The organism is Collimonas fungivorans Ter331 (assembly GCF_000221045.1).
In the GTDB taxonomy this organism is placed as follows: Bacteria; Pseudomonadota; Gammaproteobacteria; order Burkholderiales; family Burkholderiaceae_D; genus Collimonas; species Collimonas fungivorans_A.
Map to the genome: position 1 here is coordinate 2,799,969 of NC_015856.1, position 24,456 is coordinate 2,824,424.

The 24,456-nt window shown below is 62.0% G+C and carries 24 protein-coding genes, 1 tRNA gene and 1 pseudogene; 11 read left to right on the top strand and 15 right to left on the bottom strand.

From position 1 onward, the window contains the following. Positions 1-63 precede the first annotated feature (63 nt). A tRNA-Leu gene (locus CFU_RS12120) sits at positions 64-148 on the top strand. Positions 149-401: 253 nt separating this feature from the next. On the opposite strand, the gene CFU_RS23855 is transcribed toward CFU_RS12120, so the two are convergent. Further along, the gene (locus CFU_RS23855) at positions 402-620 is read right to left on the bottom strand and encodes a lytic polysaccharide monooxygenase (RefSeq protein ID WP_041741876.1); all 219 of its coding nucleotides are present in this window, start codon (positions 618-620) and stop codon (positions 402-404) included. Beyond that, complete coding sequence (locus CFU_RS25190) at positions 556-846, bottom strand: lytic polysaccharide monooxygenase (protein WP_238531301.1); 291 nt, start codon at positions 844-846, stop codon at positions 556-558. The genes CFU_RS23855 and CFU_RS25190 overlap by 65 nt, the downstream gene beginning before the upstream one ends. Positions 847-1,061: 215 nt before the next feature. Between CFU_RS25190 and CFU_RS12130 the strand changes: the two genes are divergently transcribed. Beyond that, positions 1,062-2,366 (top strand): MASE1 domain-containing protein, encoded by a 1,305-nt coding sequence (locus tag CFU_RS12130; protein WP_041741878.1) that lies wholly within the window; start codon positions 1,062-1,064, stop codon positions 2,364-2,366. Next, positions 2,363-3,163, top strand: a complete 801-nt coding sequence (locus CFU_RS12135) for an alpha/beta hydrolase (RefSeq protein ID WP_014006329.1) — start codon at positions 2,363-2,365, stop codon at positions 3,161-3,163. Before CFU_RS12130 ends, CFU_RS12135 begins: the two co-directional genes overlap by 4 nt. Before the next feature lie 34 nt (positions 3,164-3,197). Here CFU_RS12135 and CFU_RS12140 read toward each other — a convergent pair whose 3' ends face one another. Then, complete coding sequence (locus CFU_RS12140; protein WP_014006330.1) at positions 3,198-5,525, bottom strand: patatin-like phospholipase family protein; 2,328 nt, start codon at positions 5,523-5,525, stop codon at positions 3,198-3,200. A 205-nt stretch (positions 5,526-5,730) separates the two neighbouring features. On the opposite strand from CFU_RS12140, the gene CFU_RS12145 reads away from it, so the two are divergent. Continuing rightward, positions 5,731-6,867, top strand: coding sequence for a metallophosphoesterase (locus CFU_RS12145; protein WP_014006331.1), 1,137 nt, complete (start codon positions 5,731-5,733; stop codon positions 6,865-6,867). Here the strand turns inward: CFU_RS12145 and arfB are convergent. Both arfB and CFU_RS12155 read right to left on the bottom strand, forming a co-directional pair. After that, complete coding sequence (gene arfB / locus CFU_RS12150) at positions 6,864-7,301, bottom strand: alternative ribosome rescue aminoacyl-tRNA hydrolase ArfB (protein ID WP_082814784.1); 438 nt, start codon at positions 7,299-7,301, stop codon at positions 6,864-6,866. The genes CFU_RS12145 and arfB overlap by 4 nt on opposite strands. 33 nt (positions 7,302-7,334) lie before the next feature. After that, positions 7,335-8,036: a glutathione S-transferase family protein gene (locus CFU_RS12155; protein WP_041741880.1), complete on the bottom strand. Its 702-nt coding sequence runs from the start codon at positions 8,034-8,036 to the stop codon at positions 7,335-7,337. 156 nt (positions 8,037-8,192) lie between these two features. Here CFU_RS12155 and CFU_RS12160 point away from each other — a divergent pair, with 156 nt between their 5' ends. Then, positions 8,193-8,843 carry a YceI family protein gene (locus CFU_RS12160; protein ID WP_014006334.1) on the top strand — a complete coding sequence of 217 codons (651 nt, stop codon included), beginning with the start codon at positions 8,193-8,195 and terminating at the stop codon, positions 8,841-8,843. A gap of 39 nt (positions 8,844-8,882) precedes the next feature. Here the strand turns inward: CFU_RS12160 and CFU_RS12165 are convergent, their stop codons facing one another. Together CFU_RS12165 and CFU_RS12170 are read right to left on the bottom strand one after the other, a co-directional pair. Next, entirely contained in the window at positions 8,883-9,938 is a 1,056-nt protein-coding gene (locus CFU_RS12165; protein WP_014006335.1) for a porin, read from the bottom strand. Between the two features lie 168 nt (positions 9,939-10,106). Then, positions 10,107-11,267, bottom strand: coding sequence for a C45 family autoproteolytic acyltransferase/hydolase (locus CFU_RS12170; RefSeq protein WP_014006336.1), 1,161 nt, complete (start codon positions 11,265-11,267; stop codon positions 10,107-10,109). 207 nt (positions 11,268-11,474) lie between these two features. Here CFU_RS12170 and CFU_RS12175 point away from each other — a divergent pair, with 207 nt between their 5' ends. Both CFU_RS12175 and CFU_RS23860 read left to right on the top strand, forming a co-directional pair. Beyond that, positions 11,475-12,362, top strand: coding sequence for a GntR family transcriptional regulator (locus CFU_RS12175; RefSeq protein ID WP_014006337.1), 888 nt, complete (start codon positions 11,475-11,477; stop codon positions 12,360-12,362). A gap of 35 nt (positions 12,363-12,397) precedes the next feature. After that, positions 12,398-12,580 (top strand): annotated as a pseudogene (locus tag CFU_RS23860) (bifunctional glyoxylate/hydroxypyruvate reductase B); the annotation flags it as partial. Positions 12,581-12,599: 19 nt separating this feature from the next. Here CFU_RS23860 and CFU_RS12180 read toward each other — a convergent pair. The 8 genes from CFU_RS12180 to CFU_RS12215 form a co-directional block, all read right to left on the bottom strand. Further along, positions 12,600-12,938, bottom strand: coding sequence for a chaperone modulator CbpM (locus tag CFU_RS12180; RefSeq protein WP_041741882.1), 339 nt, complete (start codon positions 12,936-12,938; stop codon positions 12,600-12,602). A gap of 11 nt (positions 12,939-12,949) precedes the next feature. After that, positions 12,950-13,870, bottom strand: a complete 921-nt coding sequence (locus tag CFU_RS12185) for a DnaJ C-terminal domain-containing protein (RefSeq protein ID WP_014006340.1) — start codon at positions 13,868-13,870, stop codon at positions 12,950-12,952. A 2-nt stretch (positions 13,871-13,872) separates the two neighbouring features. Continuing rightward, positions 13,873-14,424 carry an NADPH-dependent FMN reductase gene (locus tag CFU_RS12190; RefSeq protein ID WP_014006341.1) on the bottom strand — a complete coding sequence of 184 codons (552 nt, stop codon included), beginning with the start codon at positions 14,422-14,424 and terminating at the stop codon, positions 13,873-13,875. 20 nt (positions 14,425-14,444) lie between these two features. After that, positions 14,445-14,855, bottom strand: coding sequence for an OsmC family protein (locus tag CFU_RS12195; protein ID WP_014006342.1), 411 nt, complete (start codon positions 14,853-14,855; stop codon positions 14,445-14,447). 63 nt (positions 14,856-14,918) lie between these two features. Beyond that, a complete protein-coding gene (locus CFU_RS12200) occupies positions 14,919-15,239 on the bottom strand; it encodes an Hpt domain-containing protein (protein ID WP_041741884.1) in 321 nt (106 codons plus the stop codon). A gap of 288 nt (positions 15,240-15,527) precedes the next feature. Next, positions 15,528-16,673, bottom strand: coding sequence for a methyltransferase (locus tag CFU_RS12205; protein WP_014006344.1), 1,146 nt, complete (start codon positions 16,671-16,673; stop codon positions 15,528-15,530). Between the two features lie 253 nt (positions 16,674-16,926). Beyond that, positions 16,927-18,708 (bottom strand): methyl-accepting chemotaxis protein, encoded by a 1,782-nt coding sequence (locus CFU_RS12210; RefSeq protein ID WP_014006345.1) that lies wholly within the window; start codon positions 18,706-18,708, stop codon positions 16,927-16,929. A gap of 29 nt (positions 18,709-18,737) precedes the next feature. Beyond that, a complete protein-coding gene (locus tag CFU_RS12215; RefSeq protein WP_081466463.1) occupies positions 18,738-20,396 on the bottom strand; it encodes a methyl-accepting chemotaxis protein in 1,659 nt (552 codons plus the stop codon). A 199-nt stretch (positions 20,397-20,595) separates the two neighbouring features. Between CFU_RS12215 and CFU_RS24495 the strand changes: the two genes are divergently transcribed. From CFU_RS24495 to CFU_RS12230, 4 genes are read left to right on the top strand one after another with little or no spacing between them, the layout of a single operon-like run. Next, positions 20,596-20,865 carry a hypothetical protein gene (locus tag CFU_RS24495; protein ID WP_148264830.1) on the top strand — a complete coding sequence of 90 codons (270 nt, stop codon included), beginning with the start codon at positions 20,596-20,598 and terminating at the stop codon, positions 20,863-20,865. A gap of 29 nt (positions 20,866-20,894) precedes the next feature. Continuing rightward, complete coding sequence (locus tag CFU_RS12220) at positions 20,895-22,523, top strand: methyl-accepting chemotaxis protein (RefSeq protein WP_014006347.1); 1,629 nt, start codon at positions 20,895-20,897, stop codon at positions 22,521-22,523. Between the two features lie 39 nt (positions 22,524-22,562). Further along, positions 22,563-23,021, top strand: a complete 459-nt coding sequence (locus CFU_RS12225; RefSeq protein WP_014006348.1) for a chemotaxis protein CheW — start codon at positions 22,563-22,565, stop codon at positions 23,019-23,021. Beyond that, entirely contained in the window at positions 23,021-24,268 is a 1,248-nt protein-coding gene (locus CFU_RS12230) for a CheR family methyltransferase (protein WP_014006349.1), read from the top strand. Before CFU_RS12225 ends, CFU_RS12230 begins: the two co-directional genes overlap by 1 nt. Positions 24,269-24,456 lie beyond the last annotated feature (188 nt).

Here is a 24,456-nt window from a genome sequence, read left to right on the forward strand (position 1 = left end):
TCTACATATCGTTATGACTAGGTTGACTTATTCGTACATTAGCTTATAATCTCGCTCTCTCAAGCCCACGTGGCGGAATTGGTAGACGCGCATGGTTCAGGTCCATGTGCCGCAAGGTGTGGGGGTTCGAGTCCCTCCGTGGGCACCATATACCATAGACCAGGCCTTCGTATGCAGATATGAAGGCCTGGCTCTCCGCAAAATTCCCAGTATTTCTCCGAGCTGATCCGGGATACGTAGTGGATATCAGCATTCGCCGGGCATCGCGGCGCGCCATGTGCGCAAACACGATGCATATTATCAGCAAATCGCATTAATCCAGGCACGGCAAGTTCCGGGCGGTTATCGGCTCGCCCAATCCTGATCCGGTTGCAACGGGCGGCAATGCCGCCCTCTGTTTACTAGAATGGACTGATCATCACTTTTTGCGGATTCACCACGGCTGCGGCGGGGAGCTCGGCATCGATTACCTGGTAGAAGGCATTGCCGGTATCGGCGATATTCCAGGTGCTCAGGATCACGTGATAGCCGCTGCGGCCGGCCGGAATCGTGCAGCTATGCTTCGCATGGGTATTGCTGACTGGCGCGAAGCCGCCTTTGATGATGCAGAACGGCTGCAAGTTGAACGAGGCGCGGGTCGGCCGGCCCCGCCGCCGGGAATCCCTTCGGCCCCTCGACGCTTTGCGGTTCATATTGAATCGCGCCGCACGCAGTATTCTCCTGGGTCTTGCACATGAACGCGCGCGATTTGGGCGCATCGATGTAGCCGTGCGCCTGCGCCAGCAGCGGCGCCGCGAGCATCAGCAATAATGTGATCCTGGACGGACAAGACAATGCTTTTTTCATTGGACCTCCGGAAAGTGAGAATTGAAGTAAGGGGAACAGCTGCCAGCCGATCGATTCTCTGGCCAAGCCCCATCGCTGCGTAACTGTCAACATTGACAGCCGCATGGCCGGCATTTCCCATAGCCAAATTCTTTCCAGATTCACCATATAATGAGCGACATCTTGCGCACCGCATTTTTTGGGGCAAGAACATCAACGCCATAAGGACATCGACCGTGAAACTGACCAACCAAACTGTCATAGCATTGCTGTGGGGCTTGCTGTACCTGGTCACCGGCTACATGTCGCACCAGCTCAACGGCCCGATTGCGACCACCGGCTATATCTGGCTGCCGGCCGGCGTCACTGTCGCCGCATTCATGCTGACCAGGACCGCGCGCTGGCTGCCGTTGGTGATCGGCTTCGTCCTGGCGCAGCTGCTGCTGGGTGTTATCGAAGAACGCAACCTGCTGCGCGTGGCGCTGTTCGCCCTGGATGAAATCGGCATCGCCGCGATCGTGGTGGCGCTGGTGCGCAAGGCGCAGCTGCCGATGGAAGGTTTGTATTTCGTACGCGGCCTGCTGATCGCCGCCGTCGCCTGCAGCGCGGTCAGCGCCGCCATCGGCGCGGCCTGGTTCACGCTGGTGCAGCACGTGCCGTTCTGGCCGACGGCACGCATCTGGGCCGCATCCGACCTGGTCGGCATCCTGATCGTCACGCCGGTGCTGGCCGGCTGGTCGCGTTTCCACGCCATGCGCTCGGGCGGCATGGACCGCAGCGATTTCCTGCTGGGCCTGGCGGCGTTCCTGGCCCTGGGCGTGACCGCTTTTGTGATTTTCGACGGCAACAGCATCAGCAAATTTTCGGCCGGCGTCAATTTTGCGCTGACCTACATCCCGCTGTTTTTCGCCGCCGTGGTCACCTTGCTGTGGGGCGGCCGCGGCGGTTCGCTGGCAGTTGCCATGCTAGCCTTTTTCGCCCTGCTCAACACGGTGCAAGGCGAAGGACCGTTTGCCGCTTTTTCCGACATTTTTTCCAGGCATTCGCTGCTGGAAGCCCAACTTTACCTTGCCGTCGCCGCTCTGCTCTGCCTGCTGATCAGCGCCCTCAAGACCACCCGCGAACAATTGCACGAAGACGCCGCGCAATGGAAAAGCGACGTCGAACTGGCGCTGGCCGTCAGCCGGCAACTGGTCTACAGCATCGACCCGCACAGCAAAAAACTGTGCTGGAACGGCGACCTGCAAGGGTTGCTGGGCGTAAGCAACGCCGCTTTCAGCGAACTCGACCAGGTGCTGGCGCATGTCCATCCCGACGACCGCCAGCCATTGCGCAGCCGTTGGCTGGACGACAGCGACGACGACGCCCGCCCCGATTTCGGTTTCCGCCTGCTGCTGCCGGCCGGAGAAGTCAGCCATGTCAGCGACATGAGCGCAGTGCTGCTGGACGCCGACGAATCGGTCGCCATGGTGGCCGGCGCCTGGCGCCTCAATCTCAAGGAGGATGCGCAGCAACGGAGCTCAGGGTCTATTGTCATATGAGCGTCCGCACCGGCGCCCTGCTGATTCATGGCCTGGGCGGCACCCAATTCGATCTCGGCTCGATGCACAAAGTGCTGCAGCGCGCCGGCGTGGAAACCCACGCCGTCACCCTGCCCGGCCACGGCGGACAGCCGGAGGACCTGGTGCCGGTCAGCTACGAGGACTGGCTCGATGCGGTCACCGCCAGCTATCGAGAACTGGCGCCGCAATACGACACGTTCCACGTGATGGGCATGTGCCTGGGTTCGCTGCTGGCGCTGGCGCTGTGCGAACGGGTGCAGCACAGCAAAGGCAAGCTGGTGACGCTGGCGCCGCCGGTGTTCATCGATGGCTGGTCGACACCGTGGTATCGCCAGCTGCGGCACCTGGTGTATTGCATTCCGGGTGTCGCAAGCAGGATGAAAGTCGAGGAAGACGAACCGTTCGGCATCAAGAACGCCACGGTGCGCGCCATCGTCAAGGCCAAGTTCGCGCGCGGCGACAATTTTCATTATCGCTGGGTGCCGCTGGCTTGCATCCGCCAGGTCGACCGCCTGCGCAGGAAGGTGCTGGCCGGGGCCCACAGGATTACCTGCCCCACCCTGGTGGTGCATGCGCGCGAAGATGAACTGACCAGCCTGAAATCGGCCGAATTCCTGCAGGCGACGCTACCGGACGTGCGCGTGGTGGTGCTGGAAAACAGTTACCACATGATTTGCGTCGACAATGACCGCGAGCAGGTCACCAACAGCGTGCTGGAATTTTTCGGTTATCCGCCGGCGCCGCCGCGGCGGGTGCGCGGCGCAGACAAGACCTGATACAAGACCCGACACACGTCGTGCCGCGGCAATCCTAGAATACCCGCCCCAATTGCAGATACAGGTTCCAGACGCCGCGCGGTGCGATCGCGGCGCCGAAATACAGTGGACCGAGGAAGCTGCTGCCGCCCAAGAATACACTCGCGCTTTTCTTGTAAGATCCGGTGCCGAAGGCTTCGCGGGTCTGCCAGATGTCGCCCATTTCCAAGCTGGTGCCGAGCACGGTATTGCGCAGTCCCGGCAAGTTCAGTTCGGGCATGTCCCGCAGGTAAGTCAGGCGACCATACAGCAGGTAGTTGCCGTTAAACTGGTCGGGCGCATAGGCCGACAAGTGCTGAAAGCCTCCCAACGAAAATCCCAGGCCGCCGTTGCCGCTGGCGTCGTTCGTCTCGTTGCCATAGGTGCCGGCAGCCTCCAGCGCCAGGTTCACTGTATTGCGGCCGCGGCTGCCCGCCCACAGCGCCTTGCCCTGGGCATCGCTATAACTGTTCGCCGCGCCGCCAAGGCCGATATTGCTGACCGCGGACAGGTAATAACCTTTGCGCGGAAATAGCGGATCGTCGAGTTGATCGATGGTGAGCTGAGCACGGACCACCGGCTGGTTTATGCGGAATTTATCGAAAATGGTGTCGACGCCAATCAGGTTCGCAAATTCGGTCGGCAGATTATAAGCAGGAGCTGCAGTCAGCCATTGGTAATTCACGCCGGCGCGAAACTCTCCCAGCCGGCCGATCGGGATGCCAAGGTCAACGCCGACCCTGGTGGTATCGACCCGGTACGCAGTCACCGGGACAGTTTTTGAGGTTACCGCACCTTCATCCGTATAAAGGTCGATATGCCGGCGTCCGTATTCGGCATAAGGCGCCACATACAGGCCCACGGTATTCCATATCGGCTGCCGCAATTCGGTATGCAAGCTCGCCTGTTTGCTGCCCAGCACGGCATCGTTGCGCCACTCCAGGCCGCTCTCGGTAAGCCACGGCAGGCGGTGGCCGATCTGCAGGTTGAAATCGCCGCGGCCGTCGAAATTGTTCGACACGCCGAGGCCGAACAGCAGGAAATGCGGACCCCAGGATTTGTCGTCGGCGTCCACCTTCAGCACATTGCGGCCGTTCTCCGTCACCAGCTCCTGCGTCACGCTTTTGAAGTCGCCGTTGGTCGCCAGCCGCGCCACGTCCTTGTTCAGCGCAACCGGATTATAGAAATCGCCTTCCTTGACATCCAGCGCGCGACGCACCACGGCCGCCGGCACCTGGCCGTTGCTGCGGATTTCGATCGCATCTATATGGGTGTCCTGGGCCAGCACCGGTCCGCCGCCGCTGCGCGCCGCCAGATATTCCTTCCATTGCTGCGGCGGCAGCGCGAGCGCGGCCAGTTTGGCGCTCTGGCGTTCGGCGGCATCGTAACCGGCCTTGACGCCATCCTTGCCGCGCGAAAAATCGGCAAACGACAGATCGCCAAGATTCGGCTCGATCAGCACATCCTGCTGCTTCAACGTATCTATTTCATGCTTGACGTTCTGCTGGATCAGGATGGTCACCATCTGTTGCGCCACGGCGGTCGGCGATTCGAGCGTCGACGGATCTTGCAGGTCGGTGGCGATATTGACCGCGATGATGATGTCGGCGCCCATGCTGCGCGCCAGCGATACCGGCAGATTGCGCACCAGGCCGCCGTCCACCAGGGTGCGGCCATCCAGCTTGAGCGGCGCGAACAGGCCCGGCACCGCCATGCTGGCGCGGATCGCGCGCGGCAGCGAGCCCTGGCTCAGCACTACCTCGGCGCCGCTGCCGAGATCGGTGGCCACGGCGCGGAATGGCGTCGGCAGCTTGTCGAAGGAAATATTCGCCGGCAGCTGCGGAGTCCAGTTCTGCAGCAGCGCCAGCAGGTTATTGCCCTGCACCAGCCCGGCCGGCAGCTTCAGTTTGCCGTCGCCGTAACCGGCCGACAGGCCGATAGGATATTGATAATCGTCCTCGCGCTGGGATTGCGGCAGGTCTGCCCGCTCATTGCGGTCAAAGGCGATATCGCTCAGATTGGTCCCGGTCAAGATGCGGTCCAGCTCATCGACCGACAATCCGCTCGCATACAGGCCGCCGACCACCGCGCCCATGCTGGTGGCGGCAACATAGTCGATCGGGATGTGCATTTTTTCCAGCGCCTGCAACACGCCCAGGTGAGCATACCCGCGCGCGCCGCCGCCGGACAGCACCAGGCCGATGCGCGGCCGGGCCGGGCTTGTAGCGCTATCGGCGGCGGCCGGCGCCGCCGATGCAGACCCCGCCAGCCCAGACAGCACCCCAGCCAGGAAGACACTGCAAAACAGACGAGAAATGAGGCGATTTCGCTTCGAAAGAGGCATAACTTGCGGAAAAACACCAGATATTGGTGATTGTTAGAGAATGAATGCCAGATTATATTTGAATAAGCCTGCTGTTTCCGCAATACATCTCCTGCTTTATATAAACGGGCGCCTATTGAAGCCGCCAGCCGCGCCCTAATATGGGCACAAAGCCTGTAAGACGGCTTGTTGCGCCCCTCCACTCTTTTTTCTCACAGGTTCCCCCATGCCTTCGCGCTTTGCCATCGTGCTTGTTCTGTTCTTGCTGGGCGTGCTGCATGCGCTGATCGGCTGGCTCCTGGTGCCGGCGTTATCGGCCGTCCCGTTCTTGCCGGTGCTGCTGGGCGCCTGGCTGCTGCTGTCGTTTTTGCTGATTCCCGGCGGCATGCTGGCCCGTGGAATCCAGAGCCAGCCCTTGTCGGACCGCCTGGCCTGGGCCGGCATGCTCGCCATGGGGATATTTTCATCGCTGCTGCTGGCAACCCTGCTGCGCGAACTGGCCTTGTGGCTGGCGCCCCTGTTCAGGCTGGACCATGATCAATTCGCATTCTGGAGCGCGGTAGCCGTGCTGCTGCTGGCCGCGGTTTCCAGTCTTATCGGATTTTTCAACGCGCGCCGCCTGGCGGCGGTGGTCGATGTTGATGTCCCGATCAGCGGCTTGCCGGCTGCCTTGCACGGATACAGCATCGTGCAGATCAGCGACATCCACGTCGGCCCGACCATCAAGCACAATTACCTGGACGCCATCGTCAGCAAGGTCAATACCCTCAAGCCGGACCTGATCGCGGTCACCGGCGATCTGGTCGACGGCAGCGTGCAGGAGCTGGCCGCGCACACGGCGCCGCTGGCCAAGCTGCGCTCTCGCCACGGCGCTTATTTCGTCACCGGCAACCATGAGTATTATTCGAATGCGCCGGAGTGGGTGGCGGAGGTGCGCCGGCTCGGCTTGACCGTGCTCATGAACCAGCATGTCGTCATCAACCACCAGGGAGCGTCGCTGCTGGTGGCTGGCGTCACCGACTATAGCGCCCATCATTTCGACCAAGCCGAGCGCAGCGACCCGCATGCGGCGCTGGCCGGCAGTCCGCCGCATGTAGCGGTGAAACTGCTGCTGGCGCATCAGCCGCGTTCGGCGACGGCGGCAGCCGACGCCGGCTTCGACCTGCAGCTGTCGGGCCATACCCATGGCGGCCAGTTCTTCCCGTGGAATCTGTTCGTGCCTTTGCAGCAGCCATATACAGCCGGCTTGAACCGCTTGCGCAACCTGTGGGTGTACACCAGCCGCGGCACCGGCTACTGGGGACCGCCGAAGCGGCTGTTCGCGCCATCTGAAATTACCCGTTTGCGCCTGGTGCAGGCCTAGAGAACTACCTTGCCGCGCATGGCTTTGTCCTTGCCGCGCCGGGTCTTGCTGTCGACCCGCTTCAACTGCGAGCTGCGGCTGGGCGCAGTCGGCCGCCGCTTCTTGGGAATCACGGTCACGCCCAGCAGCAATTCCTGCAAGCGCAACAGGGCTTCGCTCTTGTTCTTTTCCTGGCTGCGCGACTGCTGCGCCTTGAGGACCAGCACGCCGTCCTTGGTAATGCGCTGATCGTTCAGGGCCAGCAGCTTTTCCTGGTAGAACTCCGGCAGCGACGAGGCGCGGATGTCGAACCGCAGGTGTATCGCCGATGAAACCTTGTTGACATTCTGGCCGCCCGGCCCCTGGGCGCGGACGGCGCTTATCTCGATCTCACTGAGCGGAATCGCGAGTGAATCGGTGATATACAGCAGCTTGTCGTCGTTACGCGTAAACATGCGCAATATTATGGCACGTTGCGCACTTCAATTTCACTTTGACGGCGCGCTGCGCAGGTCTTCCAGGAACATTCCCGCCGCCTTGGCTTCGGCTTCATGGGCCGGTTCGCGCCAGGTTTCCGCCAGTGCATCCGCGTGCCATTGGCGCATGGCCGGCAAATCGAGCAAACGCGCTGCATAAGCTTGCGCTGCGGGGCCTAGCTTGAGGCCGTAGGTCTGGATCCGGAAAGCCACCGGCGCAAAGAAGGCGTCGACGGCGCTGAAATTCACTCCCGCCAGGAAAGGCCCGCCAAACCGTTGCAGGCCTTCGCTCCACAATTCATCCAGCCGCGCAATATCGGATTTAAGCGATGCCGGCAGCTGCTCGATGCGCACTCGGATGCCACAATTCATCGTGCAGTGCTCACGCAAGGCGCCGAAACCGGAATGCATCTCGGCGGCGGCGCAACGCGCCCAGCTCCTGGCCTGCGGATCGCTGGGCCAGACACCCTCATGGCGCTCGGCCAGGTATTCCGTGATCCCCAGCGAATCCCAGACAACCGCGCCGCCGTCGTTCAGCGCCGGCACTTTGCCGGTCGGCGAAAAACTGCGGAACGCATCCCAGTTGGAGCCCGGGGCTCCGTCGGCAAACGGCACCACATGCTCCTTGAACGCCAAACCAAGCTCGCGCATCAGCACCCACGGACGCAGCGACCAGGACGAATAGTTTTTATTGGCGATATACAGCTCATACATGATGTCTGGCGCTCCAGTGTAAGTTGTGATGGTGAAAACCTGCTGCGTCGGATGCCACCGCGTCGTCGCGTTTCCGCCGCCATGGCAGAGTGGCATTTTATATGTTTCCAGGCAAAAATACCCATGAAGCTGTAGCGTAACGACATCGCTTGATGCATGATGCCTGTTGCAACCGACAATTTACCCAAGACCATGACGCCGCTCACCGCCAAGCCACGCGCAATCCTGCCGACCGCCAAGCTGCTGCTGCGTGCCTTGCTGTTGCTGCCGGCGTTTGGCGTCGGCGTCTGCAGCGCCGCCGACCGCTACCTGATCGACCCGGAGCATACTTTTTCCTCTTTCGAGTACAGCCACTGGGGCTTGTCGATGCAGCGTAGCCGCTTCGACACCACTTCCGGCTCGATTGAAATCGACCAGGCCAGCCATGGCGGCAGCATCGACATCGAGATCGACGCGGCCTCGGTCAGCACCGGCAGCGACGGCTTCAACCAGGTCATGCGCTCCGGCGATTTCTTCGACGCCGCCAACTACCCCAAGATCAGTTTCAAGTCCTCCAGCCTGCATTTTGAGGAACAGCAGCTGACGCAAGTCGAAGGCGAGCTGACCATCAAGGGCATCACGCACCCGGTAATCCTCGAGATCAGCAATTTCAACTGCCGCTTCATGCTCATTTACGGCAAACAGGCCTGCGGCGCCAATGGCTCCGCCAGGATCCTGCGCAGCGATTACAAGCTCGGGCGCTATGTCCCCTTTGTCAGCGATGCGGTGACCTTGCATATCCGCGTCGAGGCCATCAAGGAATATTGAAGCGGCGCCACCGGCAGCAGCCAGCGCGCCAGGCCAGCTTCAGAACTGGTGAAGAATCCCCGCGATCATTCCAGTCTGGTTGTTTCCAGGCACGAGCTGGTTATCGACGCCATTGACGCCCATGTTCGATCCTCCCCGGTTGCGTGCGTAGGAAGCCAGCAGGTACAGGCTGCTGCGCTTGGACAAATCGTAAGTCCCCAGCAGAGCGAACGTAAGAGGATCGGCAGCGCTTCCCTTGGTGTCGGTATAGGCCGTCATGCCGGCCAGGGAAATTGCCGGCGTTGCCTGATACCTCAATCCGCCCCAGTATAAATTGGAGGCGCCGGAAATATCCTCGACATCGGATTCCAGCCAGCGGTAGCCAAGGTAGGTCGTGAGCGGTCCGGCGTTATAGCTGAGGCCGGCGGCAAGGCGTTTTTCCACCTGGCTCCGGGAAGCATACGAAGTGCCGTGGCGCTGATCGAAAACCAGACCGATCTCCAGCGCGCCGGGCGCATACCGCAAGCCGCCGCCCAACTCGCGGCCGACGCCAGGCGCGCCCGCCATTTCACCGCCGTCCTTTATGGTGCTGTCATAACCGAAGCTGTACAGCCCGGTCACCGTCACATCTCCGAATTTGCCGTTGTATTTGATGGAATTGTCGGCCCGCTCGGCAAATGCCGGATCATGCGTCAGCGTCGAATAAGACGCCATGCCGGTTGGATCAAAGGGATAGAGCAAATCAAATAAAACATTGTAGTGGCGGCCCACTGTCACGCTGCCGGATTTCCCGCCCAGGCCTATATACGCGCGGCGGCCGAACAGGCGGCCGCCCTGGCCTGAAGCGCCGGTGTCAGAATCGAAGCCGCTTTCCAGGTGATAGACGGCTCGCAGGCCGCCGCCCAGGTCCTCGCTGCCCTCCAGCCCCCAGCGCGAGCCCCACAGGTTGCCGGAGTTGTGATGGATGCGCCGGCTCGGGTTGCCATTGGCGTCGGGCGCGTTGTTCACCATTTCGATGCCGCTGTCTATCACGCCGAAGAGAGTGAGGCTGGTCTGCGCACAGGCGCTGCCGGCCAGCAGCGCGGCGGTCGCCGCCATGCATGATTTTTTCTTCAATTGGAATTCCTCCTTGTTTGATCACCGTGTGTGTCTTTTTTTGAAAACCGTCTCCCGCCGCGGTATTTTTTATGTCATGTCAACTCCTCCCGATACTTGAAGACGCAGCAATTCCTCGCGGCGGCGATGTTTGACTTCCTTGGTTAAAACGAGGCCGGGGCCGCCGGGCTACAAGCGGTATTCGGCGAAAGCGCCCGGCTGATAGGGTTTGCGCGCTATCCACATGGTGCGGCTGGCAGCGTCGATCAGGGTCGTCGCGACTGTCGCGTAGTGCGCGTCGACACCTTCGGCATCAGGTTTGCGCAACACACCGCCGGCGCCGGAAAAATCGTCCGCCAGCGCCTTCTTTACCGTTGCCCAATCGATTTTTCCCGGACCATGATTGATGGCTTGCAGCATCGCCGTCTCCACGGACCGCTGGCGATAGAGGGAATCCGGATTAAAGGCCAGCCCCTGTTCGCGCAGCTTGCTGCGCGCCACCGGGCACAACCAGTGATTGGCATGCACCAGCAAGCCGTGTTGCGGCGTCAGCCAGAAAATTTCGTCCGGCGCGCACTCCAGGTCGACCGCATCGCCAATGTGCTGGCCGTCGCCGCTGACCCCGGCCTGCGCCAGCATCAGGTTGTTGGAGCAGAAGCGCCGTGTCCGCCACAGCAGCTTCATGGCTGCGTTCATGCTCGGCGCTTCCAGCATCTTGCGCCGCACCAGCACCAGCGGCACATCGGCCAGCAGGCGGTAATCGCGGTCCGAACTCAGGAAATTGCCGGTCAGGGACAGGCCGGCGCTATTGAAACCGTGCCGCGCCAGGCTGCCGGCTTCGGTGAAGACGAGCAGGTCCGGCTCCAGCGCATCGCCGCCGCGCCGGACGCGCAGGACGATGCCGGTATCCAGGCACTCTTCCCGCCAGTCCCAGTTGTGGGCATGCATCAGGCGCCCGCTTTCCGCGTTTTCCGGCAACACCACCAGGTTGGTGCAGCCGTCGTCCAGCTCCTTGCATATTGCGGCGAGCTCGCCATGGCCAAACAGCATTTCGGTCCGGCAGTTGATCAGGATGACATCCTCCAGCGGCACGCCGGCGCCGCGCGCAATGCCCTGCATTTCCTCCAGGTAGTCGGGATCGAAGCCCTTGATCGCCGGCAGCATGCCCAGCGCCAGGGCGCTTAGCCGTTCGGCGCAGACGTTTTGCCGCGCCAGCTGCTGGCGGTAAAGGCGCGCGCTGCGCACGATGCGTTCAGGCACTGCCGCGCCATGCTGCCGTCCGCGCTGGAAAGGCGAACCGCAAACATCCACCTCCGGAAACGATTCGATCGCCGCTGCAATGCCATGCATACAAGTAGCCTCCGAAATTGTCTCATTGACAATTAATAGATAATTTCGGAGTATCTTGTATTAACTTTTTGATAAAATCAATTCAATGTTACCTTTTGAGAATTGCCTTATCCATTGCAGGCGCTCGCCCCGCTTGCCCTATAGTTTACTCATATGATATTAATCATTTAACATTGAGCGAATGTAAACCTAAACAGCGGCACCTGAATGAGCAAAACCATAAAACCTAGCCGCCCCAGTCCTTTGCAACTTGACCTGGCAAATCGCCTGATCCAGCAGATCACCACCGGCGAACTGCCCGCCGGCACCCACCTGACCGAAGAAGGCCTGGCCAGCCAGTTCGACGTCTCGCGGACCCCGGTCAAAGCTGCATTGCGGCTGGTGGCGGAGCAAGAGTTGCTGGACTATCACGTCAACAGCGGCTACTTCGTCAGCAGCAATGCGCGGCCTGAAAGCGCGGCGGAAATGGTGGTCGACGGCATCAGCGGCGACACCCTGTACCTGCGCCTGATCGACGACCGCGCCCGCAACCTGCTGCCCGACACCATGACGGAAACCGATTTCCTGGAGCGCTATGCGGTGCCGCGCAGCCTGTTGCGGGGGACGCTGGTGCGCATGGCGGCGGACGGCCTGATCGAGAAGCGCCGCGGCCAGGGCTGGAATTTCCCGCCGACCATAGGTTCACCTGAGCTGATGACCGAAAGCTACCAGTTCCGGATCATGGTGGAGTGCGGCGGACTGCTGGAAAGCAGCTTCCGGATCGACCCCGTCCAACTGCAGAACAGCCGCCTGGCGCACGAAAAATTATTGCAGCAGACACCCGGCGACTATTCGGCTGCGGCGTTTTTCGCCCTCAACGCCGCCTTCCATGAAATGCTGGCGCGCTTCTCCGGCAACCGCTTCGTGCTGCAGGCGGTGCAGCAGCAAAACCAGCTCAGGCGGCTGGGCGAACATATCGCATTCCACCGCGATCCGCGCCAGATCGATTCATGCAAGGAACACCTGCAAATCATCCAGGCGCTGGAAAACGACAACCGGGAATGGGCATCTGCCCTAATGCGGCACCATCTTGGCATCGCCCGCGATATTAAGTGATTGAAATGACGATGTATTTATAAACCCAAAAGATCGGCGCCGGTTTGGAACCCCTGGCGGCCGATTCGCCCCTACTGAAAATGGCGAATGTTGTCGCCTTGCCGCATATAGGCTCGGCTAACCATGAAACCAGACACGGCATGGCGCTCTGCGCGGCCCACAACCTGCTGGATGCCTTGAGCGGCAAGGCAACGCCCAACGCGGCGAATCGCGCCTAGGAACGGTTTGCGTCGTGGTTCAGACAGGATGCGGCAAGCGGGCGTCGGCAGCGGCCAGACGTGCCTCCAGCGCCTGGATCCGTTGCAGCAGATTGAGCGCCACCGCCAGGCCTTGCGTATCGAGTTCAAAGTCGTCACGCAGGCGCCGTGCGGTCCTGGCCACCACAATAGTCTGCGACCTGAATATATGTGCGGGCGCCGGGCTGCCGGGCGCCGGGCCGCGGTCCGGTTCGATGGCGCCCAGCGCCACCAACTCCGCCAGCTCGGCGTGGCTGAGTCCGGAATATTCCGCCAGCTCTTCCAGCGTGCAGGCGTCCGCATCGTTCAGCCAGACGGCTTCTACTAACAGGCTAGTCATTGCCACTCTCCTCAATGCAAATGCTGACGCGGATCAAAAGCCGATTCCGCAGCGAGCTGCTCAAACAACTCACGCTCGCGCGCCGTGGGCGTCTTCGGCACCTCTATCCTGACTACCGCATACATATTGCCCTGCTCGCCGCCGGCGGACGGCAGCCCGCGCTTGGCCAGGCGGAACTGGCGGTTGGCGGCGGTGCCGGCGGGGACATTCAATTCCACCTTGCCGCCCAGAGTCGGCACCTGCACTACCGCGCCCAGCACGGCTTCCCACGGCGTCAGCGGCAGATCGAAATACAGGTCCTTGCCGCTAACCCGGTACAGGGGATGCGGGATCAGCTTCATCACCACGTACAGGTCGCCATGCTTGCCGCCATCGCTGCCCTGCCCGCCCTTGCCTGACAAGCGCAGGCGCTGGCCGTCTTCCGCGCCTTTCGGTATGCGTATCCGGAAGGTGCGCGGCACCCGGTGCAATTTGCCGTGCTCGTCGTATTCAGGCATGCTCAGCCGGACATCGGTTTCACCGCCCTCGTAAATCTGCTCCAGCGTGACGGGCGTGTTGACTTCGTAGTCCTCGCCCCTGCTCGGCCGCGGCCGGCCACCCTGGCGCGACGCGGCAAAAGCAGCCAGGATGTCGGCCATGTCGACGTCGCCAAAGGACGTTCCGCCATCGCTGAACCCCTGCTGCCAGGCAGGCGGCGGCTCAACGTTTTCACCGGGCTGGTGGCTGCCCAGCTGGTCGTAGGCGGCGCGTTTTTCCGTATCCTTCAGGGTCGAATAAGCTTCCGCGATTTCCTTGAATTTCTCTTCCCCGGCCGGATCCTTGGAGACATCCGGATGGTATTTGTGCGCCAGCTTGCGGTAAGCACTCTTGATCTCGGCGGCGCTGGCCGTGCGTTCAACGCCAAGGGCGCTGTAATAGTCTTTGAATTTCATGTTCAGTTTTTCAAGAACTCGACAAAATTCCGGTTGAATTCCCTGAGCTGCTCGCGCACCTGCTCGTCGACCAGCTCACCGCTTTCGTTGAATGCCTTGCCGGCGTGCGACACCATCAGGCGGCCGCCGAACCACGGTTGCATGCCCAGCGTGCGCAATACCGGCAGCCAGGCGTTCTGCGACAGCACGGTGCCGAAACCGCCGGGCGAGGCGCCGATCACCGCCACCCGGCGGCCGCGGAAGATGCGGGCGCTGTCGGCCGGCGGCCTGGACAGCCAGTCAAGCGCGTTCTTGAACACGCCTGGCATCGAATTATTGTATTCCGGCGTCACCAGCAGCAGCGCATCGGCCACCGCGATCTGTTCTTTCAGCAGCGCCACCGCGGGCGGGATACCCTCGGCCTGTTCGAGATCGCCGTCATACAGGGGGATCCCTTTGATGGTGCCGATTTCCAGCTCTGAACCGGCCGGCATCAGCTCGGCTGCCGCACGCAGCAAGGCGGCGTTCAGCGAACCGCTGCGCAGGCTGCCGGCCACTCCAACGATCTTCGACATGCGTTTCTCCTCAGGACAGGTCAGGCGCGCGGCTCAAGCGGGGCCGGATTCAAGGTAGTCTGGATTTCCGTACCTTGCCTGATGGTCTTGGTGACCGGCGTCTTTTCACAGATCTCGCCCAGCCTGCCGATCTGTTCCGGGCTGAGCCGGGCGCCGAAAGCGACCGTGCGATCGATCTTTTCGCGCCCTTGTTCGTCGCGCGAAAAGCGCATCCGCACATCGATCAGCCCCAGCTCCCATTGTTTACGATCGGCGTACATGCGTAAAGTCAAGGAGGTGCAGGCGGCCAGGCCGGCCAGCAGCAGTTCATAGGGCGCCGGACCGCTATCGGTGCCGCCGTTATCGAGCGGTTCGTCGGCCTGCAACTGGTGCGACCTGGCCTGGATTTGCTGGACATATCCAGTAATGCTTTGTAAGTGTACAGACGCCATGAGTTCCCCATATCAGGTTGGAATTTGATATGGAGACTATAGCTGTTTTAAGGGAAGGATATGCTAAAGCAGCTCGATCTGATGGCGCAAGGCGGCGCAGGCCGCCTCCAGCTGCGCCTGATCGACGGCCAGGCCGGTATTGAGCACGGCTTCAATGTGCAGCGTGGCGTCGACCATGGCTGCCATGCGGAAAATCATGGCCGCGCCTTTCAGCCGGTGCGTCGTCTGCTGCACGGCACTGTAGTCGCGGCTGGCCAGGGCTTGCTCGATGCCGGCCAGATCATGCCTGGCGCTGGCCAGGAACAGATCGTCCAGTCCAAGCTCGGATTCGTCCAAAGGCAATAGCGGATCTGGTGGCGGCTGGCTACCTTTGCTCTTGTTCATTTCATCCACTTCTAGTGTTTATCCCGGAATGCCGCGACGACTGCCCGCATGTACAGCAGGCAAGGCGCGCGGCCTGTATCCATCCTTTTATCGCCAGATGAACAGAGATAGCCTAGATTTGGAGCTTACTTGCAGCAATGGCAAACTTATATATTTCACAATCGTTAACATTGGGTAACAACAATCCGTCGGCCGCAGCCGCAAAAAACCGACGAATTTACAACATTTATTTGCCGCATGGCAATGAAAAGCGAATATTTTTCACTGGCCCGATTTAAGCCACTCGATTCAAGCTGCCCCTAGCCGCCACAGCGAAGTCAGCTCAGCGGCGCGCGCGGCGTGCAGCGGATCGGCCTCATCGCTGGCCTTGGGATGCTGCGGCCGGATATCGGTTTTTCCCAGCACTTTCAAGCCGGCCGCCTCGATCGCCGCCAGCAGCTCGGCGCGCGAACGCAAGCCCAGGTGCTCAGCCAGGTCGGACAGGATCAGCCAGCCCTCGCCGCCCGGTTCCAGATGTTGCGCCAGGCCGCCCAGGAAACCGCGCAGCATGCGGCTCTCGGGATCGTATACCGCGTGTTCGATCGGCGAGCTGGGGCGCGCCGGAATCCAGGGCGGATTGCAGATCACCAGCGGCGCCCGGCCCTCAGGAAACAAATCGGCCTGCAGCAGGGTGACCTGGCCGTCCAGCTCCAGCCGCACCAGGTTCTCGCGCGCGCAACGCAGGGCGCGCGGGTCCATATCGGTCGCCACGATGCGCTCTACGCCGCGCTTAGCCAATAACGCCGCGAGTACGCCAGTGCCGGTGCCGATATCAAAAGCCAGCTTGGTGGACGGCAACGGCGCCGCCTCCACCAGTCCGATATATTCGCCGCGCACCGGCGAATACACGCCGTAGTGTGGATGGATGCGCGCGCCCAGGGCGGCGATCTCGACGCCCTTCTTGCGCCACTCGTGGGCCCCGATCAGGCCCAGCAATTCACGCAGCGAGGCCACGAACGGCTCGGCTGGCGCGCCATAGGCTTCGTTGCAGGCGAGCTGCACATCGGGTGCGCGGCGCAGGGGGATGCTGTAGTCGGCGTCGAACGGCAGCAGCAGCATGCCCAGGGTGCGCGCCCGCTGCGACTGGGCCTGGCGATGCAGGTTGAAGGCATCGGTCGGCGACACCGGCTGTTTGCGCGGCTTGCCGCGCTTGTCGGCTTTCGGTTCGGCGCGGCGCGCCAGCGCCTGCAGCAATTGGCGGGCGTTCTGGAAATCTCCGCGCCACAGCATGCCGGTGCCTTCGCAGGCCAGGCGGTAAGCGCTGTCGGCGGTCATCCGGTCGTCCGCAATCACCACCCGCTTGGGCGCCGGATTGCCGTTTTCCGAGCGCCAGCGCGCCGAACGCGGCTGATCTTCCTCGATCCAATGGATCATCGGCTGTTCGCTCGCCGTCATAGGACGCCCGCGGGACGGTCGGCCGAAGTCAATTCGACAGTAGTGGAATTCAAACGCATGGATTGGTCTCGATCAGTGTAGGTAGGCAGGAAGCAGGTCACGATGCCTTGCAAAACATCGTCCGCGCTGTCCGTTTGCCATCATGGCAGGCGGACATCTTCGATAGCCCCAAGTATACCTCCTGACCGCGGCTATGCGCCGTTTCTTTCATCCGGACAAATTCAGGGCCGCCGGCGCCCTGCAAACCACCCTGTCAAAACGTCTCCCAGTCATCCGCATTGGACGCCGCCAGCTTGACCGCAGGGGCTTTCCATGATGTTGGCTGCGCCTTGCCGGCTGCAAGCTTGCCAGCGCCAGTGCGCGTCTTGCCAGCGGCGACAGTCTTCAGGACCGGGGGTGAGGCACGTCTAGCCGGCGCCGGTCTGGCGCTTGGCAGCGGCTCCGCACGCTTGGCCAGCGCCGGCGGCGCACTGCTGCGCGGCTGCTCAGCCATGCGGAATACCGACACCGCATCCTGCAGGCGCAGCGCCTGCCCTTCCAGCGAACCGGCCGCGGCCGCCACCTGCTCCACCAGCGCGGCGTTCTGCTGCGTCACCTGGTCCATCTGCGTAACCGCCTGGTTGACTTGTTCGATGCCGCTGCTCTGTTCTTCCGACGCCACCGTGACTTCCGCCATGATGTCGGTCACGCGCTTGACCGCCTGCACGATTTCATCCATGGTCTGGCCGGCCCGGGCCACCAGCTCGGAGCCGCCGTCGACCTTGTCGACCGAATCCCCTATCAGTTCCTTGATTTCCTTAGCCGCCTGGGCGCTGCGCTGGGCCAGGCTGCGCACCTCGGCCGCCACCACCGCAAAACCGCGCCCTTGCTCGCCGGCCCGGGCCGCCTCCACCGCTGCGTTCAGCGCCAGGATATTGGTCTGGAACGCAATGCCGTCGATTACCCCGATGATGTCGGCGATGCGCCTGGAGCTGTCGGTAATGCCTTGCATGGTGTGAACCACCTGCCCGACTACTTCGCCGCCCTTGGCGGCGATGCTGGAAGCGCTCTGCGCCAGCTGCCCGGCCTGCCTGGCGTTGTCGGCATTCTGCCGCACGGTGGCGGTCAGTTGCTCCATGCTGGCGGCGGTCTGCTGCAGCGAAGCGGCCTGCTGTTCGGTGCGCGCCGACAAATCGCTGTTGCCGGCGGAAATTTCCTTGATCGAAGCGCCGATGTTGTGGGTGCCTTCGCGAATCTCGGTGATGGCCGCCGCCAGCTGCAGCTGCATCTGCCGCATCGCATGCAGCAGGCTGGACTTGTCCTTGCCGTCGACCAGCACCGCCAGGTCCAGCTCGCCGCCGGCGATCCTGGCGGCGATGGCGGCAGCATAACTCGGTTCTCCGCCCAGGCTGCGCGTCACGCTACGGATAATCAGCAGCATGGTGGCCGACACTGTCGCACCGATGACGAACATGATCAGCAGCTGCTTGAGCAGGTTGTCGTAAAACGCCGCCTGCACATCGTTGACGAACACGCCCGACACCAGGAACCAGTCCCACGGCGCGAAATAATTCACCTGGCTGATTTTCTCGGCGCGGGTGTCGGCGGTGCCCGGCAAGCGCCCCATGTAATGGACGATGCCCTGCTGTTGCTGTTTGCCCAGCTTGACCATTTCCACGTAATACAGCTTGCCATCGGTATCCTTGCGCTCGCCGACGTTCTTGTTGACGATATCCTTGCTGGTCGGGTGCATCAGCACCACCGGCCGCGAATCGAAGACAAACACATAGTTGTCCTGCGCATAGCGCATGCTGCTGATGCGCTGCAAGGCCTGGCTTTGCGCGTCCGCCAGGCTAAGCCGGCTGGCGGCGACATCGTCGGCATACCCCTTGACGATGCCGGCCGCGGTTTCCACCACATTCTTCAGCCCGGCTTCGCGTTCCTTCATCATGGTGTCGCGCGTGTTCAGGGCGGACCAGCCGGCCAGCAGCAGCAACCCCAGCCACATGACCGCCAGCACCAGCCACAACTTTGCTTTCAGACTCAGATTTTTCATGCCTGCGTACTTTCCTTAAAAAATAAAATCTAGGCTGCTACCCGCCGCGCCGCCGGCCTGTTTCCCAATTGCGCCTGGTGCGGCGTGATATCCAACGGCCGCCTGGCGGCGCCGGCATGCAGTGCCGGGCTGGCAGGTCCGCTGTCGGTCTTGAACACGCTCACCATCTGCGCCAGGCTGACCGCCTGTTCCTGCAGCGAGGCGGCGGCAGCGGCAGCCTGCTCCACCAGCGCCGCATTTTGCTGGGTGACCTCGTCCATTTGCGTGATCGCGTGGTTGACCTGCTCGATGCCGCTGCTTTGCTCCTGGCTGGCGGTCGCGATCTCGCCGATGATGTCGGTCACCCGCTTGACGCTGGTCACCACCTCGCCCATGGTGGCGCCGGCCTGCTCCACCAGCCGGCTGCCGCTGCCGACCTGGCTGACGGAATCGTCGATCAGCACCTTGATTTCCTTGGCCGCTGCCGCCGAGCGTTGGGCCAGGCTGCGCACTTCCGCCGCCACCACGGCGAAGCCGCGTCCCTGTTCGCCGGCACGCGCTGCTTCCACCGCGGCGTTGAGGGCCAGGATATTGGTCTGGAAAGCGATGCCGTCGATGACGCCGATGATGTCGACGATTTTCTTCGATGAGCTGCGGATATTGCCCATGGTGTCGACCACCTGCGACACCACCGCGCTGCTGTTGCTCGCCACTTGCGATGCGGTCACCGCCAGCTGGTTGGCCTGCCGTGCGTTATCGGCGTTCTGCTTGACGGTCGAGGTCAGCTGTTCCATCGCCGACGCGGTTTCTTCCAGCGATCCGGCTTGCTGTTCGGTGCGGCTCGACAGGTCCAGGTTGCCGCTGGCGATCTGGCCGGAGGCGGTGGCGATGGTGTCGGCCGAACTCTTGATGTTGGTGATCGTGTGCAGCAGCGATGCGCGCATGCATTTCATCGCATACACCAGGCTGCGCGTATCGCCGGGCCGGGTCGCGATGTCCAGGCTGAGGTCGCCGCCGGCGATGCGGTTGGCGATATCGGCTGCATGGCCGGGATCGCCGCCGATCGCGGCCAGCATGCTGCGGTTGGAATAGATCACCAGCGCTACCAGCGCCAGCGCAACCGCCAGCAGGATGGCGCCGGCCTGGTACAGCGATTGCATGAAAGCCCGGTTGAGGTCGTCCACATAAATGCCGGTGGTGGCGATCCAGTCCCACGGCTGGTAGCCAAGCGCGAACGACATCTTCGGCACCGCCTCGGCCGCACCGACGCGCGGCCAGACGTAGTTGATGAAACCGCCGCCGCTCTGGCTGCCGGCCTTGGAAATCAGGACGAACACCAGGTTGCCGTCGGGATCCTTGAAGTCGCTCATCTTGCGCCCATCCAGCTCCGGCTTGATCGGGTGCATGACCATCACTTCATTCGAGGTCGACACCGAAAAATAGCCATCCTTGCCGTAGCGCATGGCCTTCAACCGTGCCAGCGCCTGCTGCTGCGCCTCGCTCTTGCCGAGGGCGCCGCTGGCGGCCATGGCGCCGTATTCCTTGATCACGTTCATGGCGACATTGGAGACATTGACCAGATCGCTTTTACGTTCGTCCAGCCGGATCTGCCGCGCCTGGTAGGCATTGAAGACGGAGATTGAAAATAGTGCGACCAGGCTGACCAGCAGCGGCAGCCACAGTTTCTGCGTAAAAGACAATCTGTTCATGAATGGGTCTCCGTTTGCCTTGGCAATTATCGATGGCGTGCGGCGTCGAAGCGCCGGCACGGGACGCAATTACTGCGTTCCTTTGCTGCTTTCTTTTACGTTAACGGCAGCGTCGCTGCATAACTGAAGGGGGGACAAAAAGAATAGTGCGCAACCACGCCGGGCACGGCTGCCGCGGCAGAATCTGCCGGACGCCAGTTTGACAATCGGAATCGCCGCTGGCGCAGGCGTAAGGGATTATCGATTGTTACCTTTGAGATTTCACAATGATATACAAATCAGTATCCAAAAATCTGCAATAATCGGCGCCCGGCACTGGTCCGGCATCGCCAAAAATTCGCCCGCTTTCGATCTGGCTGGTTTATTGTATCCACTTAGAAACTCACCGGAACGGCGCAGTTGTCAGTTCAGCAATTCAGGCCGTTCTCAAGCCGCAGACCAGGAGAACGCAGCGATCATCGCGCAGTAATCATCGATTAACGACAGGAGAGATAACACGTGAAGCAATGGACTATTCGGCAAAGAATGCTGGTCAGTTTTGGGCTTATCCTGGCGTTGATGGGATTCATGGCTGGCATCACCTATCTCAAGCTGGCGGCGATCGAACACGAAACCATCAGCTTCCAGACCGATTCCATGCCCGGCCTCGAATTGAGCACCGGCATACGCTCGACCTGGTTCCAGAGTTATCTGCTGGCGCTGCAGGTAGTGGCGCTGGACAATCCGGATGAACGCAAGCAGGACCTGGCCACCATGCGCGCCGACGCCGAAAAAATGGACAAGCTGATCGCAGACTACGACAAGACCATTTTCGAAAGCGAGGACAGGACCAACTTCAACGCCTTCAAGGCTGCGCGCGCGCAATACGACCGGCTCATGGCGGAAGTATTGAAACTGGACGACTTGCAAAAGAATCCGCAAGCGCGCGCGCTGCTGATCCAGCAGTTGGAACCGGCCTGGCAATTGGGGCGCAGCGCCGCCACCCAGCTGCGCGACTTCAACCAGCAGGCAGAAGTCCGTTCGGTGGACAAGATCGAAGCCGCGGTAGTGGTCGCCAAGAGCACCTTGCTGGTAGCGCTGGTAATCGCCCTGGTAGCGGCCCTGATCTGCGGTTTCTTCCTGCTGCGCGCCATCACGCGGCCGATGGCGGACCTGATCGCGGCGTTGGAAGTGATCCGTTCCGGCGACCTGTCGCAGCGCCTGAACCTGAATCGCCATGACGAATTCCAGGCGCTGGAAGTGGGCCTCAACCGCATGTCGGACGAATTGACCGGGCTGGTCGGGCAAGCGCAGAAATCGGCGGTGCAGGTCACCACCTCGGTGGTCGAGATCGCCGCCACCGCCAAGCAGCAGCAAGCCACCGCCAACGAAACCGCCGCCACCACCACCGAGATCGGCGCCACTTCGCGCGAGATCTATTCCACTTCGCGCGAACTGGTCAACACCATGAACGAAGTCTCGTCCGGCGCGGAGGAAGCCGCGCGGCTGGTCGGCACCGGCCAGGCCGGACTGACCCAGATGGAAGACACCATGCACCACGTGATGGATGCAGCCGGCTCGGTCAACGCCAAGCTGGCCATCCTCAACGAGAAGGCCAGCAATATCAACCAGGTGGTGACCACCATCACCAAGGTCGCCGGCCAGACCAACCTGCTGTCGCTGAACGCCGCCATCGAGGCTGAAAAAGCCGGCGAATACGGCCGCGGGTTTTCCGTGGTGGCGACCGAAATCCGCCGCCTGGCCGACCAGACCGCGGTGGCGACCTACGACATCGAACAGATGGTCAAAGAGATCCAGTCCGCGGTATCTGCCGGCGTCATGGGCATGGACAAATTCTCCGAAGAAGTGCGGCGCGGCATCGCCGACGTGCAGAACGTCGGCACCCAGCTGTCGCAAATTATCCAGCAAGTGCAGGCTTTGACGCCGCGCTTCCAGTCGGTCAACGAAGGGGTGCAAGCGCAAGCCGTCGGCGCCGAGCAGATCAGCCAGGCGCTGACGCAGCTGAGCGAAGCGGCCCAGCAAAGCGTGGAATCGCTGCGCCAGTCGAGCCAGGCGATCGATGAACTGACGCTGACCGCCAACGGCTTGCGCAACGGCGTATCGCGCTTCAAACTGAAATCCGGCTGAGGCAGCCGCAGAGTTGCGGAGTTACCGGAGTTACATACAATGCTTTTTTTATTGTTCCAAATCGGCCAGGACCATTACGCACTCGACACCCGCCAGGTGGCGGTGGTGCTGTCGCTGGCCAACCTGAAACAGATACCGGCAAGCGCGCCCTGGGTGGCCGGCGTGTTCACCTATCGCGGGCAGTCGGTGCCGGTGATCGATCTCAGCCAGCTGGCGCTGGGCCGCCCTGCCCAGCGCCGCCTCAGCACCCGCATGGTGCTGGTGCATTACCCGACGCCAGGCCCGGACAGCCGCCTGCTGGGGCTGGTGCTGGAAAAATCCAGCGAAATCATGCGCCGCGAACCTTCCGAGTTTCGCGACAGCGGCCTCGACCACAGCGATGCTCCCTACCTGGGGCAGGTCACCGACGATGCGCGCGGGCTGATCCAGTCGGTCCAGGTGCAAGACCTGTTGCCGCCTGAAGTCCGGGCGCAGCTGTTTCCGGCAGCGGAGCAATAATGCCGCTGGCAAAATTCGAAACCATGCTGAAACGTACAATGGGGCTGGATGTCCAGTCCATCGGCCGGCCCATGCTGGAGCGCGCCTTGCATGAGAGACGCGACAAAAGCGGGGTCGACGACCTTGACGCCTACTGGCTGCTGCTGCAGATGTCGGAGCAGGAACAGCTGCACCTGATCGAATCGGTGATCGTGCCGGAAACCTGGTTCTTCCGCAACCGCGAAGCGTTCAATGAAATGGCGCAGCTGCAGCCGCAGCGGCCGATCAGCGCCGGCCAGCCTTTGCGCATCCTGAGCCTGCCCTGCTCCACCGGCGAAGAACCGTACTCGATTGCGATGGCCTTGCTGGACATCGGCATGCCGCCGCAGCATTTCCGCATCGACGCCATCGACATCAGCGCACAATCGCTCGCCGTCGCGCGCCAGGCGGTATACGGCAAGAACTCGTTCCGCGGCAATTCGCTGGCGTTCCGCGACCACTATTTCGCCCTCAATGAACAAGGCTACGCGCTGTCGGAGACAGTGCGCCAGCAGGTGCGCTTCATCCAGAGCAACCTGTTTGCACCAACCCTGCTGTACGGCGAAGCGCCCTACGACATCGTCTTTTGCCGCAACCTGCTGATCTATTTCGACCGCACCACCCAGCACCAGGCCGTCACTATCCTGACCCAGCGGCTGGCGCCCGAGGGCCTGCTGTTTGTCGGCCCGGCGGAAAGCGCGCTGATGATGCAGCATGCGCTGACGCCGATCAAGGCGCCGATGGCCTTCGCCTTCCGCCAGGGCGCGCCCAAACAGGAGCCGGTCAAGCCTGCAGCGGCGCCAATCGCAGCCTTTGCGCCACAGCCGCCGGCGCCGTTGCGGCCGGCGCCAAGAGCAGCCGCCGCGCGCGCAGCGCCGTCAAGGATCCGGCCTGCGGCAGAGCTGCCTGTGCTGCCGCAGACCACCCTGGCGACAGTGCAGCTGCTGGCCGACCAGGGCCAGCTGAGCGAAGCCGCCAGCCTGTGCGAACAGCTGATCCAGCGCCACGGCCCGTCGGCCGCGGCATATTACCTGATGGGCGTGATCCATGACGCCGCCGACCGCAAGCAAGCCGCGGCGGACTGCTATCGCAAAGCCTTGTACCTGGAGCCGGCCCATGCCGGCGCCATGACCCACCTGGCGGCCCTGCTGCAAACCCAGGGCGACACCGCCGGCGCCAGGCTGCTGCAGCAGCGGGCACGGCGTTCGGCAGAAAACAACCCGTCCTGACATGCGCTTGATGCTGATATCTTCCTTCAAGGGCGTTGCCGCTTCGGGCTGGCCGAAGTTAGTGGACTGCAACAACCGAATCAAGAGCGCTTGTCACGTATCCGACGTGCATGGCGGCGTTGCAAATGCTCGCAATAGTCTCGCTATTGCTGCGCTTCGCGCGGGGCGGCCATCCGCCTTGCCCTGCG